General features: G+C 39.3%; 20 protein-coding genes and 2 other annotated features. All 20 genes read left to right on the plus strand.

What is annotated here, in order from left to right:
• Position 1: 1 nt before the first annotated feature.
• The 20 genes from radA to HOO54_RS02435 all read left to right on the plus strand — a co-directional run bounded on the left by radA (position 2) and on the right by HOO54_RS02435 (position 15,577).
• Positions 2-1,354, plus strand: a complete 1,353-nt coding sequence (gene radA / locus HOO54_RS02340) for a DNA repair protein RadA (RefSeq protein WP_172292313.1) — start codon at positions 2-4, stop codon at positions 1,352-1,354.
• Between the two features lie 3 nt (positions 1,355-1,357).
• Complete coding sequence (disA, locus tag HOO54_RS02345; RefSeq protein ID WP_172292030.1) at positions 1,358-2,431, plus strand: DNA integrity scanning diadenylate cyclase DisA; 1,074 nt, start codon at positions 1,358-1,360, stop codon at positions 2,429-2,431.
• Between the two features lie 116 nt (positions 2,432-2,547).
• Positions 2,548-3,636, plus strand: a complete 1,089-nt coding sequence (locus HOO54_RS02350) for a PIN/TRAM domain-containing protein (RefSeq protein WP_172292032.1) — start codon at positions 2,548-2,550, stop codon at positions 3,634-3,636.
• Positions 3,637-3,652: 16 nt separating this feature from the next.
• A complete protein-coding gene (gene ispD / locus HOO54_RS02355) occupies positions 3,653-4,348 on the plus strand; it encodes a 2-C-methyl-D-erythritol 4-phosphate cytidylyltransferase (RefSeq protein WP_172292034.1) in 696 nt (231 codons plus the stop codon).
• Positions 4,341-4,817: a 2-C-methyl-D-erythritol 2,4-cyclodiphosphate synthase gene (gene ispF, locus HOO54_RS02360; RefSeq protein ID WP_172292036.1), complete on the plus strand. Its 477-nt coding sequence runs from the start codon at positions 4,341-4,343 to the stop codon at positions 4,815-4,817. Before ispD ends, ispF begins: the two co-directional genes overlap by 8 nt.
• Before the next feature lie 81 nt (positions 4,818-4,898).
• The gene (gene gltX, locus HOO54_RS02365; protein WP_172292038.1) at positions 4,899-6,350 is read left to right on the plus strand and encodes a glutamate--tRNA ligase; all 1,452 of its coding nucleotides are present in this window, start codon (positions 4,899-4,901) and stop codon (positions 6,348-6,350) included.
• Position 6,351: 1 nt separating this feature from the next.
• Positions 6,352-6,581: a binding site (T-box leader), on the plus strand.
• Positions 6,582-6,652: 71 nt separating this feature from the next.
• Positions 6,653-7,318, plus strand: a complete 666-nt coding sequence (cysE, locus tag HOO54_RS02370; RefSeq protein ID WP_172292040.1) for a serine O-acetyltransferase — start codon at positions 6,653-6,655, stop codon at positions 7,316-7,318.
• On the plus strand, positions 7,299-8,702 hold the full coding sequence (gene cysS, locus HOO54_RS02375) for a cysteine--tRNA ligase (protein ID WP_172292042.1): 1,404 nt from the start codon (positions 7,299-7,301) through the stop codon (positions 8,700-8,702). Before cysE ends, cysS begins: the two co-directional genes overlap by 20 nt.
• 2 nt (positions 8,703-8,704) lie before the next feature.
• The gene (locus HOO54_RS02380; protein WP_172292044.1) at positions 8,705-9,121 is read left to right on the plus strand and encodes a Mini-ribonuclease 3; all 417 of its coding nucleotides are present in this window, start codon (positions 8,705-8,707) and stop codon (positions 9,119-9,121) included.
• On the plus strand, positions 9,118-9,867 hold the full coding sequence (gene rlmB / locus HOO54_RS02385) for a 23S rRNA (guanosine(2251)-2'-O)-methyltransferase RlmB (RefSeq protein ID WP_172292046.1): 750 nt from the start codon (positions 9,118-9,120) through the stop codon (positions 9,865-9,867). Before HOO54_RS02380 ends, rlmB begins: the two co-directional genes overlap by 4 nt.
• Positions 9,868-9,874: 7 nt before the next feature.
• Positions 9,875-10,387 (plus strand): ribosome-dependent mRNA decay endonuclease Rae1/YacP, encoded by a 513-nt coding sequence (gene rae1 / locus HOO54_RS02390; protein ID WP_172292048.1) that lies wholly within the window; start codon positions 9,875-9,877, stop codon positions 10,385-10,387.
• 63 nt (positions 10,388-10,450) lie between these two features.
• Positions 10,451-11,122, plus strand: coding sequence for an RNA polymerase sporulation sigma factor SigH (sigH, locus tag HOO54_RS02395; protein WP_172292050.1), 672 nt, complete (start codon positions 10,451-10,453; stop codon positions 11,120-11,122).
• A gap of 84 nt (positions 11,123-11,206) precedes the next feature.
• Positions 11,207-11,356 (plus strand): 50S ribosomal protein L33, encoded by a 150-nt coding sequence (gene rpmG, locus HOO54_RS02400; RefSeq protein ID WP_172292052.1) that lies wholly within the window; start codon positions 11,207-11,209, stop codon positions 11,354-11,356.
• Between the two features lie 31 nt (positions 11,357-11,387).
• Positions 11,388-11,558, plus strand: a complete 171-nt coding sequence (gene secE / locus HOO54_RS02405; protein ID WP_172292054.1) for a preprotein translocase subunit SecE — start codon at positions 11,388-11,390, stop codon at positions 11,556-11,558.
• Positions 11,559-11,730: 172 nt separating this feature from the next.
• Positions 11,731-12,264, plus strand: coding sequence for a transcription termination/antitermination protein NusG (gene nusG / locus HOO54_RS02410; protein WP_076762597.1), 534 nt, complete (start codon positions 11,731-11,733; stop codon positions 12,262-12,264).
• Positions 12,265-12,434: 170 nt separating this feature from the next.
• Positions 12,435-12,860: a 50S ribosomal protein L11 gene (gene rplK, locus HOO54_RS02415; protein ID WP_172292056.1), complete on the plus strand. Its 426-nt coding sequence runs from the start codon at positions 12,435-12,437 to the stop codon at positions 12,858-12,860.
• Between the two features lie 102 nt (positions 12,861-12,962).
• Positions 12,963-13,661, plus strand: coding sequence for a 50S ribosomal protein L1 (gene rplA / locus HOO54_RS02420; RefSeq protein WP_172292058.1), 699 nt, complete (start codon positions 12,963-12,965; stop codon positions 13,659-13,661).
• A gap of 48 nt (positions 13,662-13,709) precedes the next feature.
• Positions 13,710-13,848 (plus strand) — a sequence feature (ribosomal protein L10 leader region).
• Between the two features lie 68 nt (positions 13,849-13,916).
• Positions 13,917-14,417 (plus strand): 50S ribosomal protein L10, encoded by a 501-nt coding sequence (gene rplJ, locus HOO54_RS02425; protein ID WP_172292060.1) that lies wholly within the window; start codon positions 13,917-13,919, stop codon positions 14,415-14,417.
• A 45-nt stretch (positions 14,418-14,462) separates the two neighbouring features.
• The gene (gene rplL / locus HOO54_RS02430; protein WP_172292062.1) at positions 14,463-14,831 is read left to right on the plus strand and encodes a 50S ribosomal protein L7/L12; all 369 of its coding nucleotides are present in this window, start codon (positions 14,463-14,465) and stop codon (positions 14,829-14,831) included.
• A gap of 140 nt (positions 14,832-14,971) precedes the next feature.
• Positions 14,972-15,577 carry a class I SAM-dependent methyltransferase gene (locus HOO54_RS02435; RefSeq protein WP_172292064.1) on the plus strand — a complete coding sequence of 202 codons (606 nt, stop codon included), beginning with the start codon at positions 14,972-14,974 and terminating at the stop codon, positions 15,575-15,577.
• The last annotated feature ends 122 nt before the right edge of the window (positions 15,578-15,699 follow it).

The following is a 15,699-nucleotide window of genomic DNA, read 5'->3' on the forward strand; positions in this document are numbered from 1 at the left end:
TTTGCAATCATGCGGCTATGAATCTCCCAAGTGGATGGGGAAGTGCCCTGGATGTGGTACATGGAACACGATGGTAGAAGAAATGATTAAAAAACCTGCCGCAAACAGAAGAACAGCTTTTTCTCATTCAGTTGAAAAAGTACAGAAGCCTTCTCCTATCTCATCGATTGAAACAACAGAAGAGCCACGAATTAAAACGCAATTAGGCGAATTTAACCGTGTATTAGGAAACGGTATTGTCAAAGGTTCACTTGTCTTAATTGGTGGTGATCCTGGGATCGGAAAGTCGACTTTACTGCTACAAGTATCAGCCCAACTTGCAGAATCCAATGCAACTGTCCTGTATATTTCAGGAGAAGAATCTGTCAAACAAACGAAATTAAGAGCGGATCGGTTAGGTATCAATAGTCCGGCTCTACACGTTTTATCTGAAACCGATATGGAGTATATTACGTCTTCTATAGAAGAGATGAATCCTTCATTTGTTGTGGTTGATTCGATTCAAACTGTCTATCAAAGTGATATTACCTCTGCACCAGGCAGTGTGTCACAAGTGAGAGAGTGCACAGCTGAACTGATGAGAATAGCAAAAACAAAAGGAATCCCAATATTTATTGTTGGGCATGTAACAAAAGAAGGTTCGATAGCCGGACCAAGATTGCTGGAACATATGGTCGATACAGTCCTTTATTTTGAAGGTGAGCGGCACCATACGTTTCGGATTTTAAGAGCTGTTAAAAATCGATTTGGGTCAACTAATGAGATGGGCATTTTTGAAATGAGGGAAGAAGGCCTTACAGAGGTATTAAACCCCTCTGAAATATTTCTTGAAGAACGCTCTGCAGGTGCGGCTGGATCGAGTGTAGTCGCTTCAATGGAAGGTACTAGACCAGTTCTTGTTGAAATACAGGCACTCATATCTCCTACAAGCTTTGGTAATCCACGCAGAATGGCAACTGGAATTGACCATAACCGAGTTTCGCTATTAATGGCCGTGTTGGAAAAAAGAGTGGGGCTACTTTTGCAAAATCAAGATGCCTATTTAAAGGTAGCTGGCGGAGTGAAGTTAGATGAACCGGCAATAGATTTAGCTGTAGCCGTAAGCATCGCTTCAAGTTTTAAAGATAACCCGCCACATCCGACAGATTGTTTTATCGGGGAGGTCGGTTTAACAGGAGAAGTTCGAAGAGTGTCTAGGATTGAACAGCGAGTTCAGGAGGCGGCAAAGCTTGGGTTTAAGAGAATGATTATTCCATCAGCAAATTTGGAAGGATGGACCAGACCGAAAGGAATTGAGGTTGTCGGTGTGGAAAATGTAGCTGAGGCTCTTCGAACTTCATTAGGAGGATCATAATAGATGGAAAAAGATAAAAAAGGGGCGAAACAAGACCTTTCAGAAATATTGCAGTTTGTTGCCCCAGGTACACCTCTACGCGAGGGGATTGAAAATGTACTTCGAGCGAAAACTGGTGGATTAATTGTTGTTGGTTTTAATGACAAAGTAAAAGTAGTGGTTGATGGCGGATTCCATATTAATTCTTCTTTTTCTCCGGCTCATTTATATGAGTTGGCAAAAATGGATGGCGCTATTATCCTTAGTGATTCAGGACAAAAGATTTTATATGCAAATACCCAGCTTATGCCTGAGGCGACGATCGCTTCTTCAGAAACAGGGATGAGGCACAGGACAGCTGAGCGAGTTGCCAAACAGACTGGATGTCTGGTAATCGCCATATCTGAAAGACGGAATGTCATCACACTCTATCAAAAAAGTATGAAGTATATTCTTAAAGATATTGGCTTTATCTTAACAAAAGCCAATCAAGCGATTCAGACGCTTGAAAAGTACAAGCTGATTTTAGATCATGCAATTTCCACATTGAATGCCCTGGAGTTTGAAGAGCTTGTGTCATTTAGTGATGTCATATCTGTTCTCCATCGATATGAAATGGTGCTTCGAATTAAAAATGAGATTAATATGTATATTACAGAGCTCGGAACTGAAGGACATTTAATAAGACTACAAGTAAGTGAACTCATAACCGATATGGAACAAGAAGCAGCTCTTTTTGTAAAAGACTATGTCAAAGAAAAAGTTAAAGATCCGTTTGTTCTTTTAAAGCAACTTCAAGATATGTCCAGCTTTGAATTGTTGGATGATAGTATTTTATTAAAGCTTCTTGGGTACTCAGCTTCAACAAATATGGAGGACTATGTTTTTCCACGAGGTTACAGACTTCTTCACAAAATTCCAAGGTTGCCGATGCCGATTGTCGAAAATGTTGTTGAAGCATTTGGTCATTTAAAGCTGATCATCGAAGCAGATATGAAGGAATTAGATGAAGTAGACGGAATCGGTACAGTTCGCGCCCAAAAAATCAAGAATGGACTTAAAGGATTACAAGAAAAACATTATATTGATCGACCATAGTAGTCTTTTTCTAATAATTGATTAAAAAATGAAATATCTGGGTATAATATTTTTAATTTTATTTTACTGACAGTTCTATTTATAAACTATTGAACATTAAAAAAGGAGGTGAAGGTATGTTAAAACGAATAGTTCAGGCGTTTTTTGCGATTTTGGGAGGCGTTATCGGTGTTTTTCTCGTACCGGAATTGTTTGTACTGTTGAACGTGAAGGACATACCTTTAGTAACAAATCCGTATGTATCTGCTTGTTTGGGGGCTATTATCTTTTTTCTTATTGGCATCTGGTGTGCGGATTATGTGATCAACTGGTTGAAAAGAATTGAGGACTCTTTAATAAAAGCCCCTGTTTCAGACTTGTTGTTTGGATCATTAGGGTTGGTTTTTGGGCTTTTGCTGGCATATCTTATTGTTAATCTTATCCCGTTGAAGTATTTCCCATATCAGTTAATCGGCACTGTCATTCCCCTTGTATTAGCTGCACTTCTTGGTTATTTGGGGTTCAGGGTAGGGTTTAAGAAAAAAGATGAGATTCTCACTCTTTTTACGTCACGAAAGAAAAAAGGTCCGGTTGAAGAGGAGCGTACTAGAGAAGATAAAAGGCTGAAAATATTAGACACAAGTGTTATTATAGACGGAAGAATCGCTGATATTTGTCAAACAGGTTTTCTTGAAGGTGTTATCGTGATTCCTCAATTCGTTCTTGGAGAACTTCAGCATATCGCTGACTCATCTGACGTTCTTAAACGCAACAGAGGTCGAAGAGGTCTGGATATTTTAAATAGAATTCAAAAAGAGTTAAATATCAAGGTTGAAATTTATGAAGGCGATTTTGAAGATATTCAAGAAGTTGACAGTAAACTAGTCAAACTTGCGAAGCTAACTTCAGGTGTTGTTGTCACAAATGACTTCAATTTAAATAAAGTGTGTGAACTTCAAAAGGTGGCTGTTCTTAATATTAATGATTTGGCCAATGCCGTTAAGCCTGTCGTGCTTCCTGGTGAAGAGATGAAGGTACAGGTGATAAAAGACGGTAAAGAACATAATCAAGGTGTCGGTTATTTGGATGATGGCACAATGATCGTTGTTGAAGAAGGTCGAAACTATATTGGTAAACATATCGATGTGCTCGTGACCAGTGTACTGCAGACAGCTGCGGGAAGAATGATATTCGCGAAACCGAAACTGCTGGAGAAGGCGCTGTAAAAAGGGAGAAAGAAAGATGGATTATCAAGTCATTATTCCTGCTGCCGGACAAGGCAAACGAATGAATGTCGGAAAAAATAAACTGTTTATTAAGGCAAAAGGAACACCTGTTATTATTCATACACTAAAGGTGTTTGAACATCACAGTGCATGTAAAAGCATCATTCTTGTGATCAATGAGAAAGAATACGATGAATTTAACCGTCTTTTAAAAGAGTATCATTTTATCACACCTATCAAAATTGTAACTGGCGGAAACGAACGCCAGCACAGTGTTATGCAAGGAATTCAAGCAGTTGGAAAAGAAGGAATGGTCCTTGTTCATGATGGGGCCAGACCGTTTATCAAACAGGAACATATCGAACAGCTTGTTATAAAAGCAAATGAAACAGGTGCTGCAATTGTTGCTGTACCAGTTAAAGATACTATCAAACGCGTTCAAGACAATGAGATAACTGGAACTATTGAACGTTCAAGCTTGTGGGCCGCTCAAACCCCGCAAGCTTTTCGTCTTTCTATTTTGATGAACGCCCATCTTAAAGCTGAAGCAACAGGTTTTTTTGGAACAGATGATGCCAGTCTGGTCGAAGAAGCGGGTGGAAAGGTCGCTATTATTCAGGGGGATTATCAAAACATTAAGTTGACAACACCTGATGACCTGCTTGTTGCAGAGGCGATATTAGAAGCGGAAAGAAGGAATGAACATGTTTAGAATTGGACAAGGGTTTGACGTTCATCAGCTTGTAAAAGGAAGACCGCTTATTATTGGAGGAGTGACGATTCCATCTGAACAAGGTCTTTTGGGGCATTCTGATGCTGATGTGCTTTTGCATACCATTGCTGATGCTTGTCTCGGAGCGATTGGAGAAGGTGATATTGGCAAACATTTTCCGGATACTGATCCAGAATTCAAAGATGCCGATTCCTTTAAGCTTCTTCAGCATGTGTGGCAGTTAGTCAAGGGGAAAGGGTATACGCTTGGAAACCTTGATTGTACGATCATTGCCCAAAAACCAAAAATGGCTCCTTATATTGAAGACATGCGGGTCAGAATTGCGGAAGGATTGGATGCTGATATTTCGCAAATTAATGTAAAGGCGACGACAACCGAAAAGCTTGGGTTTACAGGAAGAGCTGAAGGAATAGCCGCTCAGGCTGTTGTACTCATCCAAAAAAGATGATTCACTTTGTAGGTCATTTCATTTAATGATAGAATAGAACTAAATTTGAACTATGACCTGATACGAAAGGAAGTTAGACAGATGGGAAATGAAGTTCGGGTTCGATATGCACCGAGTCCTACCGGTCATTTACATATCGGAAATGCAAGAACCGCCCTTTTTAATTATTTATTTGCTCGAAGCCAAGGTGGGAAATTCATCGTTCGGATAGAAGATACAGATCAAAAACGAAATATTGCCGGTGGAGAGCAAAGCCAGCTCAATTATTTAAAATGGCTGGGCATGGATTGGGATGAAAGCATAGATGTCGGTGGTCAATATGGACCATACCGTCAATCTGAAAGAAACGAAATTTACAAAACATATTATGAAGAACTGCTTGAAAAAGGTCTGGCATATCATTGTTATTGCACAGAGGAAGAGCTTGAGAAAGAGCGAGAAGACCAATCAGCTCGCGGAGAAATGCCGCGTTATTCTGGAAAGTGTTGTAGCTTAACAAAAGAAGAACAAGAAAAACATCTTGCTGAAGGAAGGCAGCCAAGCATCCGTTTTAAGGTTCCTAAGGGAGACGTCATTACTTTTAAAGACATTGTCAAAGACGACATTACGTTTGAAACAGATGGAATCGGTGATTTTGTCATTGTCAAAAAAGACGGAACACCAACATATAACTTTGCTGTCGCAGTCGATGATTATTTGATGAAAATTACACATGTTTTACGTGGAGAAGACCACATTTCTAATACACCGAAGCAGATCATGATCTATCATGCGTTTGGTTGGGACGTTCCGAATTTTGGACATATGACACTGATCGTCAATGAAAATCGTAAAAAACTAAGTAAACGCGATGAATCAATCATTCAATTTATTGAACAGTATGAAGAACTTGGTTATTTGCCGGAAGCGCTATTTAACTTCATTGCTCTGCTTGGCTGGTCACCGGTCGGTGAAGAAGAACTGTTTACAAAAGAACAGTTTATCGAGATCTTTGATGTGAAGCGTTTATCAAAATCACCAGCTGTGTTTGATACGCATAAACTGAAATGGGTTAATAACCAATATGTGAAAAAACTTGATCTTGATCAGGTTATTCAATTGACGGTGCCACATTTGCAGAAAGCAGGGAAACTTTCACAAGAACTTTCTGAAAATGAACAAGAATGGGTTCGTAAGCTCATCTCTCTTTATCAAGAACAGTTAAGTTATGGTGCGGAAATTGTCGAGTTAACGGAGTTGTTCTTTAAAGACGAAATCCAGTATAATCATGAAGCAAGAACAGTTTTGGAAGAAGAACAGGTTCCGGAAGTGCTTCAAGTATTTGCTGAAAAACTTGAACAGTTAGAGGATTTTACTGCGGAAAACATCAAGGCATCCATCAAAGCTGTTCAAAAGGAAACAGGACATAAAGGAAAAAAACTGTTTATGCCAATCCGTGTGGCAACAACAGGTCAGACTCATGGACCTGAATTGCCTCAGTCGATTGAATTGATCGGAAAAGATACTGTTTTAAAACGGTTGAAAAGTAAATAAGCAAAAATCATTGACAGAGAAAAGTATAAAGCAGATGGCTATTAAAGAGAGAGTCTTCACCGGCTGAGAGAGACTTAAATGCCTTGCTTTAGAAATGCACTCTTGAGACCTTTAAAGAACGTTTTAAACTAGTATTTAAAGGCGGTGTCCACCGTTATGGATGAAAGTTGGGAAAACAGATAGGCTGTTTTCTAAACAGAGTGGAACCGCGTTTATCAAAACGTCTCTGTCATTAGGACAGAGGCGTTTTTTGTATGGTTTAATATCAGTAAAAAAGAGAAGCGGGAAAAGGGGGGAATTATGTGTTTTTGAAAATGCTTAAAGAAGATGTGGAAGTCGTATTTGATCAAGATCCGGCTGCCAGAAGCTATTTTGAAGTCATCCTCACGTATTCAGGCTTGCATGCAATATGGGCTCATCGAATTGCACATGCTTTATATAAAAGAAAAAGATTTTTCATTGCCAGAGTCATCTCACAAATTTCTCGCTTCTTCACAGGAATCGAAATTCATCCAGGTGCGAAGATTGGCAGGAGGTTTTTTATCGATCATGGAATGGGTGTTGTTATTGGAGAGACATGTGAGATCGGCCATAATGTAACAGTTTTTCAAGGAGTGACTCTTGGAGGAACAGGAAAAGAAAAAGGCAAGCGGCATCCGACAATTGAGGATGATGCATTGATATCAACAGGGGCCAAGGTACTTGGTTCTATCACGATAGGGAGAGGTTCAAAAATCGGAGCGGGCTCTGTTGTTCTACATGATGTTCCAGAGTGTTCAACTGTCGTCGGAATCCCGGGACGTGTTGTTGTCCAAAATGGAAAGAAAATTAAACGGGATCTTAATCATCAGGATTTACCAGATCCAGTGGCTGACCGTTTCCGAGAATTAGAACGTGAAATCCAGCGTCTTAAAGAAGAACTAAAGGAAAAAGAAGGGAAGATGAGTCATGACGATTGTACTTTATAATACACTGACAAGAAAAAAAGAACAGTTCATCCCTCTTGAAGAGGGCAAAGTGAAAATGTATGTTTGCGGACCGACTGTTTATAACTACATTCACATTGGAAATGCAAGACCGGCTATCGTCTACGATACCGTCAGAAAATACTTGGAGTACAGAGGCTATGATGTTCACTATATCTCCAACTTTACTGATGTTGATGATAAATTGATTAAAGCGGCAGAGGAGCTCGGTGAAGAGGTGCCTGTGATCGCCGAACGGTTTATCAAGGCGTACTTCGAAGATGTTGGTTCACTTGGCTGCTCAAAAGCCGATTGCCATCCACGTGTGACTGAAAATATGGATGATATTATTGATTTTATTAAGACTTTGATTGAAAAGGGCTACGCTTATGAAGCCGAGGGAGATGTTTATTATAAAACAAGATCATTTGCTGGCTATGGAAAGCTTTCTCACCAATCGATTGATGAGTTAAGATCAGGTGCACGAATTCAGATCGGTGAGAAAAAAGCGGATGCTCTTGACTTTGCCTTATGGAAAGCGACTAAAGAAAATGAAATCTCTTGGGATAGTCCATGGGGAAAAGGGCGGCCAGGCTGGCATATTGAGTGCTCGGCAATGGCTAGAAAATACTTAGGAGATTCGATCGATATTCATGCTGGCGGACAGGATTTGACATTTCCACACCATGAAAATGAAATTGCCCAATCTGAAGCTTTAACAGGAAAGACTTTTGCGAAATATTGGCTTCATAACGGTTATATTAATATCGATAATGAAAAGATGTCCAAATCTCTAGGTAATTTTGTTCTTGTTCACGAGATTATTAAAGAATATGATCCGAAAGTACTGAGGTTTTTTATGTTGTCTGTTCATTATAGGCATCCAATTAACTATTCAGTTGACTTGTTGGAGAATACAAAAAATGCTTTTGATCGGTTAAAAACCGCTTATGGCAATTTGCAATATCGGCTAAAAAGCAGTACAAATTTAACAGAAGGGGATTCCATGTGGTTTGAAAAAATTGCTGAGCAGCGTACCGCTTTTGAAACTGCAATGGATGATGACTTCAATACAGCGAATGCGATTTCTGTCCTGTTCGATTTAGCTAAGCATGCAAACTACTATTTACAAGAAAAGAACACTGCTGAACATGTAATCAAGTCTTTCCTTCAGCTGTTTGATGAGATTTCTTCGGTTCTGGGGTTTTCACTTCAGGAACAAGAGCTTTTGAATCAAGAAGTTGAAGAGTTGATTGAAAAGAGAAACGAAGCGCGCAGAAATCGAGATTTTGCAACATCTGACAACATCCGTGATCAATTAAAAAGCATGAACATCATTTTAGAGGATACTCCTCAAGGGACACGCTGGAAAAGAGGAGAATCATAAACATGAAGTTAGAAACCATTAAACATGCTAAACAAATGAATGGGCTAGCACTGGCTTACATGGGTGATGCCGTTTTAGACATCTATGTCAGGCATCACCTGTTAAAGCAAGGGGTGTCAAAACCTCATGACTTACACAAACGGTCAAGTCATTATGTTTCTGCAAAATCACAGGCATGTATGCTATTTGAACTGGAAAAGCAAGGTTTTTTCACGGAAGAAGAACAAGCTGTGCTCAGAAGAGGACGAAATGCAAAATCAGGAACAGTACCTAAAAATACAGATGTTCAAACGTACCGCTACAGTACAGCTTTTGAAGCGGTTATAGGGTATCTTTTTTTGGAAAACAGAGAAGAAAGGCTTGACGAGTTGATTCAAAAAGCATTGGAAAAACGGGATGGAAAGGAGGAAATAAAATGACACAGCAACACGATTATGTTATTGGGAAAAATGCGGTAATTGAAACGTTAAAATCAGACCGAGAACTGTATAAATTGTGGATGGCGGAAAACACGGTGAAGGGACAAGCTCAGCAAGTCGTAGAACTCGCAGCTAAAAGAGGGATTACAATTCAGTATGTTCCCAGAAAAAAACTTGATCAGATGGTTTCCGGACAGCATCAGGGGGTGGTCGCACAAGTTGCGGCATATGAGTATGCACAATTAGACGACCTTTTTCAGAAGGCAGAAGCGAAAAATGAACAGCTGTTTATTCTCGTATTAGATGAAATCGAAGATCCGCATAATCTAGGATCAATTATGCGGACAGCTGATGCAGCTGGTGCCCATGGAATCATCATTCCAAAACGGCGTGCGGTCGGTCTTACCACTACTGTTGCAAAGGCCTCAACAGGTGCAATTGAACATATTCCGGTCGTTAGAGTAACCAATCTTTCACGAACATTAGAAGAGCTGAAAGAACAGGGTGTCTGGGTTGCCGGTACCGATGCGTCAGCGAATCAGGATTACAGGTCAATGGATGGAAACATGCCGCTAGCATTGGTGATCGGGAGTGAAGGAAAAGGAATGGGGAGACTTGTCAAAGAAAAATGCGATTTTCTCTATTCTCTGCCAATGGTAGGAAAAGTCACTTCTTTAAATGCGTCTGTTGCAGCCGGCTTGCTTATGTATGAAGTTCTTCGGAAGCGAAGCCCTTTAGGAGATTAAAGAGGCAATGGACATCCTTTTAGTAGACGGCTATAACATGATTGGATCCTGGCCTAAGTTAAAGGATCTAAAAAAGAACAGCTTTGAAGAAGCAAGGGACCTGTTGATTCAAAAAATGGCAGAATATCAATCTTACACGGGTTTTCGTGTGATTGTTGTGTTTGATGCACACCTAGTCAAAGGGATTGAAAAGAAAAAAATCAATCACCGTGTAGAGGTGATTTTCACAAGAGAAAACGAAACAGCTGATGAACGAATTGAAAAACTAGCTTCAGATTTAAATGATATTCAAACGCAAATTCATGTTGCTACATCAGACTATACTGAGCAGTGGGCGATCTTTGGGCAGGGAGCGTTACGCAAGTCTGCCCGGGAATTGCTGAGGGAAGTTGAAGCGATTGAAAGAAAAATTGAAAAAAGGGTAAAAAAAATTACCTCTGAACGCCCAATCAGCAAGATACCAATCTCAGAAGAAGTTCTAAAAAAATTTGAAAAATGGCGGCGGGGCGATTTGGAGTAGGTTGACGCATTTTTAGCTATTACTGTATAATATTTCTATCTACGTGCGGTCGGGGGGATCGGAGTGAACTTAAAAAACAACCAGGGAAAATTCAGCAAGGAGCAGTTCAGCAAAGAACGGTTTTGCCAGTTGGAAGATGAGCAGGTTATTGAAATGGTTCATGTCGGAGACAGTGATGCGTTAGATTATTTAATTACAAAGTACCGTAACTTTGTGAGGGCAAAAGCGAGATCCTATTTTTTAATTGGAGCTGATCGAGAGGATATTGTTCAGGAAGGGATGATTGGTCTCTATAAATCTATCCGTGATTTTAAAGAGGACAAGCTGACTTCTTTTAAAGCTTTTGCAGAATTATGCATTACCCGCCAAATTATTACCGCGATTAAAACAGCTACTCGTCAAAAACATATTCCGTTAAATTCTTATGTGTCGCTGGACAAGCCTATTTATGACGAAGATTCAGACCGGACGCTTCTGGATGTTATTTCGGGAGCTAAAGTAATGAATCCAGAAGAGTTGATCATCAATCAGGAAGAGTTTGATGATATTGAACTTAAGATGGGAGAATTACTTAGCGATTTAGAAAGAAAAGTACTTGCACTTTATCTTGATGGAAGATCCTATCAGGAGATTTCCGAAGAGTTGAATCGCCATGTCAAATCAATCGATAACGCGCTTCAACGTGTCAAACGCAAACTGGAGAAATATCTGGAACTTCGTGAAATCAGTTTGTAACTGATGCTTCCGGCTTATTGACAGTGAATTTAGTACTGTGGTATTTTACTAAAAGAAATGATTGTCCAGAAAAAAGGTGTAAACATGAAGAAAAAAATAACATTAGCTTGTAAAAATTGCGGGAGTCGCAATTATACGACAATGAAAAGCTCCGCAGCATTAGCTGAGCGGCTTGAAGTAAAGAAATACTGTAATAACTGCAACTCACATACAGTACATCTGGAAACAAAATAGTTTTTTTGTTTTTAGATTGTGGAGGCGTAATATGAAATTTTTTAAAAATGTCGCAAAAGAAATGAAGAAAGTCACTTGGCCAAAAGGCAAAGAATTAACGCGCTATACGATTACTGTTATTATTACTGTTGTTTTTTTCGCGGTCTTTTTTGCCTTGGTCGATTCGGGTTTTACACAATTAATTCGTTTAATAGTTGAATAATGATCAGGAAAACGTGTTATAATAGATCTAAATATGACTCGCAAAAAAACCCGTTCAACGGGTTTTTTCATTGTTTCAAAATATGAGGCTCGTATAAAAGAATGTCGGTTTCTCATTACGGCCCAAAAATTATGGTGTGGGGAGGGAAGGACTAGAGAGGTCCTGAATGAGAATGGAAAAGAAATGGTATGTTGTACACACGTACTCCGGCTATGAAAATAAGGTCAAAGCAAACTTAGAAAAACGGGTTGAATCGATGGGGATGCAGGATAAAATTTTCCGTGTCGTTGTACCTGAAGAAGAAGAAACGGATTTCAAAAACGGTAAGAAAAAAGTAGTTAAAAAGAAAGTATTCCCTGGTTACGTTTTAGTTGAACTTGTGATGACAGATGACTCTTGGTATGTTGTCAGAAATACACCAGGTGTGACAGGCTTTGTCGGCTCTGCTGGTTCAGGTTCTAAACCGACCGCTTTACTACCAGGCGAAGCAGAAAGAATTTTGAAAAGAATGGGCCTTGAAGAACGAAAAACAGAAATTGATTTTGAATTGAAGGAAACTGTTAAAGTGATCGATGGTCCGTTTGCTGATTTTACAGGGACAATTGAAGAGATCGATCATGACAAAAACAAGGTGAAAGTCTTTGTTAATATGTTCGGAAGAGAAACCCCTGTTGAACTTGAATTTACTCAAGTTGACAAATTGTAATGGAATAAGCGCTTGAAATCACTATATAAAAGTGGTAATATACAAAGGTGCGTCTTGGCAGAAATGTCAAGGCAGCTAGCTTGATATTTTCATCATTCATATAAAGAATGAGACCTTGAGTGGGAGGGTTCACCCTATTACCACATCACGGACTTAAGGAGGTGTGTCTCGTGGCTAAAAAAGTAGTAAAAGTAGTAAAATTGCAAATTCCTGCTGGGAAAGCGAATCCAGCTCCACCAGTTGGTCCTGCGTTAGGTCAAGCCGGTGTTAACATCATGGGATTCTGTAAGGAGTTTAACGCTCGTACATCTGACCAAGCTGGTCTTATCATTCCTGTAGAAATTTCGGTTTACGAAGACCGTTCATTTACATTTATTACAAAAACTCCGCCGGCTGCTGTGTTACTTAAAAAAGCGGCTGGAATTGAGTCAGGTTCTGGTGAACCTAACCGTAATAAAGTGGCAACCGTCAAGCGTGATAAAGTACGTGAAATCGCTGAAACAAAAATGCCTGACTTGAATGCAGCAAGTGTTGAAGCGGCTATGCGCATGGTTGAAGGAACTGCCCGCAGTATGGGTATTGTGATTGAAGACTAATTTTTTGTTTCTTTGTTGGGTTGCGAGTTTGGATTAGACAAGTTCGCAACCCTTATTCGTGGGAGGTTATTCCGCTAAAACCACTAAGGAGGAAATTTTTAAATGGCAAAAAAAGGAAAGAAGTACGTAGAAGCTGCTAAGCTTGTTGAACGTACAAAAGCTTATGATGTAAATGAAGCGATTGAACTTGTGAAAAAAACAAACACAGCTAAATTTGATGCTACTGTTGAAGCGGCATTTCGTTTAGGTGTTGATCCTCGTAAAAATGATCAGCAAATCCGCGGTGCGGTTGTTCTTCCAAATGGAACAGGTAAAACACAACGCGTCCTTGTTTTCGCTAAAGGAGAAAAAGCGAAAGAAGCAGAAGCTGCTGGTGCAGATTATGTAGGGGATACTGATTACATCAACAAAATTCAGCAAGGTTGGTTTGAATTTGATGTGATCGTGGCGACTCCTGATATGATGGGTGAAGTCGGTAAAATCGGACGTGTGCTTGGACCAAAAGGTCTTATGCCAAACCCTAAAACAGGTACAGTTACTTTTGAAGTTGAAAAAGCAGTAAACGAAATCAAAGCTGGTAAAGTTGAATATCGTGTCGATAAAGCTGGAAACATTCATGTGCCAATCGGTAAAGTTTCATTTGATGATGTGAAGCTTGTTGAAAACTTTGCAACAATTTACGATACAGTTATGAAAGCAAAACCTGCTGCTGCTAAAGGTGTATATGTGAAGAATGTATCTGTCACATCTACAATGGGACCTGGAATTAAAGTGGACCCTTCAACTTTTAACGTAAAATAGTATTGACTCATATCATTCGTTTTGATATAATTCAAAACGTTGTAAAATAAAATATGTCCATTTATACCGTAGACAGTAGGTGCCTGTGGCTTAATTTCCTACCGAGGTGTATATATATCACAGCTTTACGTAACGTATGCTTGTATATACAGCCTCCATGTCAAATGGAGGCTTTTTATATGGAATTCGTCGTTAAAGAACGTGACACCGAGGCGGTATAAGTGTTACACGATTAAATCTACAGGAGGTGTAACCATGAGCAGCGTAATTGAAACAAAAAGAGCTGTTGTTCAAGAAATTGCTTCTAAACTAAAAGAAAGTAAATCAACAATTGTTGTTGATTATCGCGGTCTTAATGTTTCTGAAGTAACTGAACTTCGTAAGCAACTCCGCGAAGCGAACGTTGAGTTCAAAGTTTACAAAAACACAATGACTCGTCGTGCGGTTGAACAAGCTGAACTTGATGGTTTGAATGATGTCTTAACTGGACCGAATGCGATTGCATTTAGTGCTGAAGATGTTGTCGCTCCAGCAAAAGTGATTAACGAGTTTGCTAAAAAACACGACGCTCTTGAAATCAAAGCTGGCGTTATCGAAGGTAAAGTTTCTACTGTTGAAGAAGTGAAAGCTCTTGCTGAACTTCCATCACGCGAAGGCTTGCTTTCTATGTTGCTTAGTGTACTTCAAGCTCCAGTTCGCAATCTTGCTCTTGCTACAAAAGCTGTGGCAGAACAAAAGGAAGAACAAGGCGCTTAATATAGTCTGTTTCATAAAAAATGAAAACAAATGGAGGAATTACAAATGGCTTTAAACATTGAAGAAATCATTGCTTCCGTTAAAGAAGCAACTGTGCTTGAATTAAACGAGTTAGTAAAAGCAATTGAAGAAGAGTTTGGTGTAACTGCAGCTGCTCCTGTAGCTGTAGCTGCTGCTGCTGCTGGCGGAGCTGCTGAAGAGCAAACTGAATTTGATCTTATTCTTGCTGGAGCAGGAGATCAAAAGATCAAAGTTATCAAAGTTGTGCGTGAAATCACTGGTCTTGGTTTGAAAGATGCTAAAGAACTTGTTGATAACACTCCAAAACCTCTTAAAGAAGGTATTGCCAAAGAAGAAGCTGAAGAGCTTAAAGCTAAACTTGAAGAAGTTGGCGCTTCTGTAGAAGTTAAGTAATCTTCGCCTAACCTTTTAGGGGAAAGCTCGCTTTTAAAAGCGAGCTTTTTCTTTGCTGATTAACTATTTTTCTTCCGTATAATAAAAGCCATCTTGCTTCAAGATAGTGAAAAGGGTTCACAACTTTAGGAGGTTCTATCATGACTGACCATTATTATTCTGAAAAACCTTCAGTGAAGAGCAACAAAATAAAGTGGACATTTCTATTAAGGAACCGGACATTTACATTTGTAAGTGACAGTGGCGTGTTTTCAAAAAAAGAGGTCGACTTTGGTTCTAGACTGCTGATTGAGGCTTTCCAAGAACCTGAGGTAGAAGGTGATTTTTTAGATGTAGGCTGTGGATACGGTCCTATCGGTCTTTCTCTTGCTGCAGATTTTAAAAATCGACTCGTTCACATGGTTGATGTCAATGAAAGGGCAGTTGAACTTTCAAAAGATAATGCGTTACATAATCAGATCGAAAACGTTGATATATACCAAAGTGATCTGTTTTCCAATGTCGATCCTGCTAAAACATTCGCTTCTATTATTACGAATCCCCCTATACGAGCTGGGAAAAAAATAGTGCATGCTATCTTTGAAAAAAGTGCCGAATATTTACGGTCTTCAGGTGACTTATGGGTCGTCATTCAAAAAAAACAAGGCGGGCCTTCTGCTATTGATAAATTAAAAGAGCTTTTTGCGGATGTTGAAATCGTCCAAAAAAAGAAAGGATACTATATTATCAGAGCAAAAAAAGTTTGACTCGAATTTTCAGCTATGTTAGTATTATAAAATGCCAATGTATATATTTTGCTTGCCGCTTTTTTTCTGAAACATATTGGTTTGTATAAAATATATATTTATGGAAACACTAATAAAATCGG

Source organism: Bacillus sp. WMMC1349 (genome assembly GCF_013155385.1).
In the GTDB taxonomy this organism is placed as follows: domain Bacteria; phylum Bacillota; class Bacilli; order Bacillales; family Bacillaceae; genus Bacillus.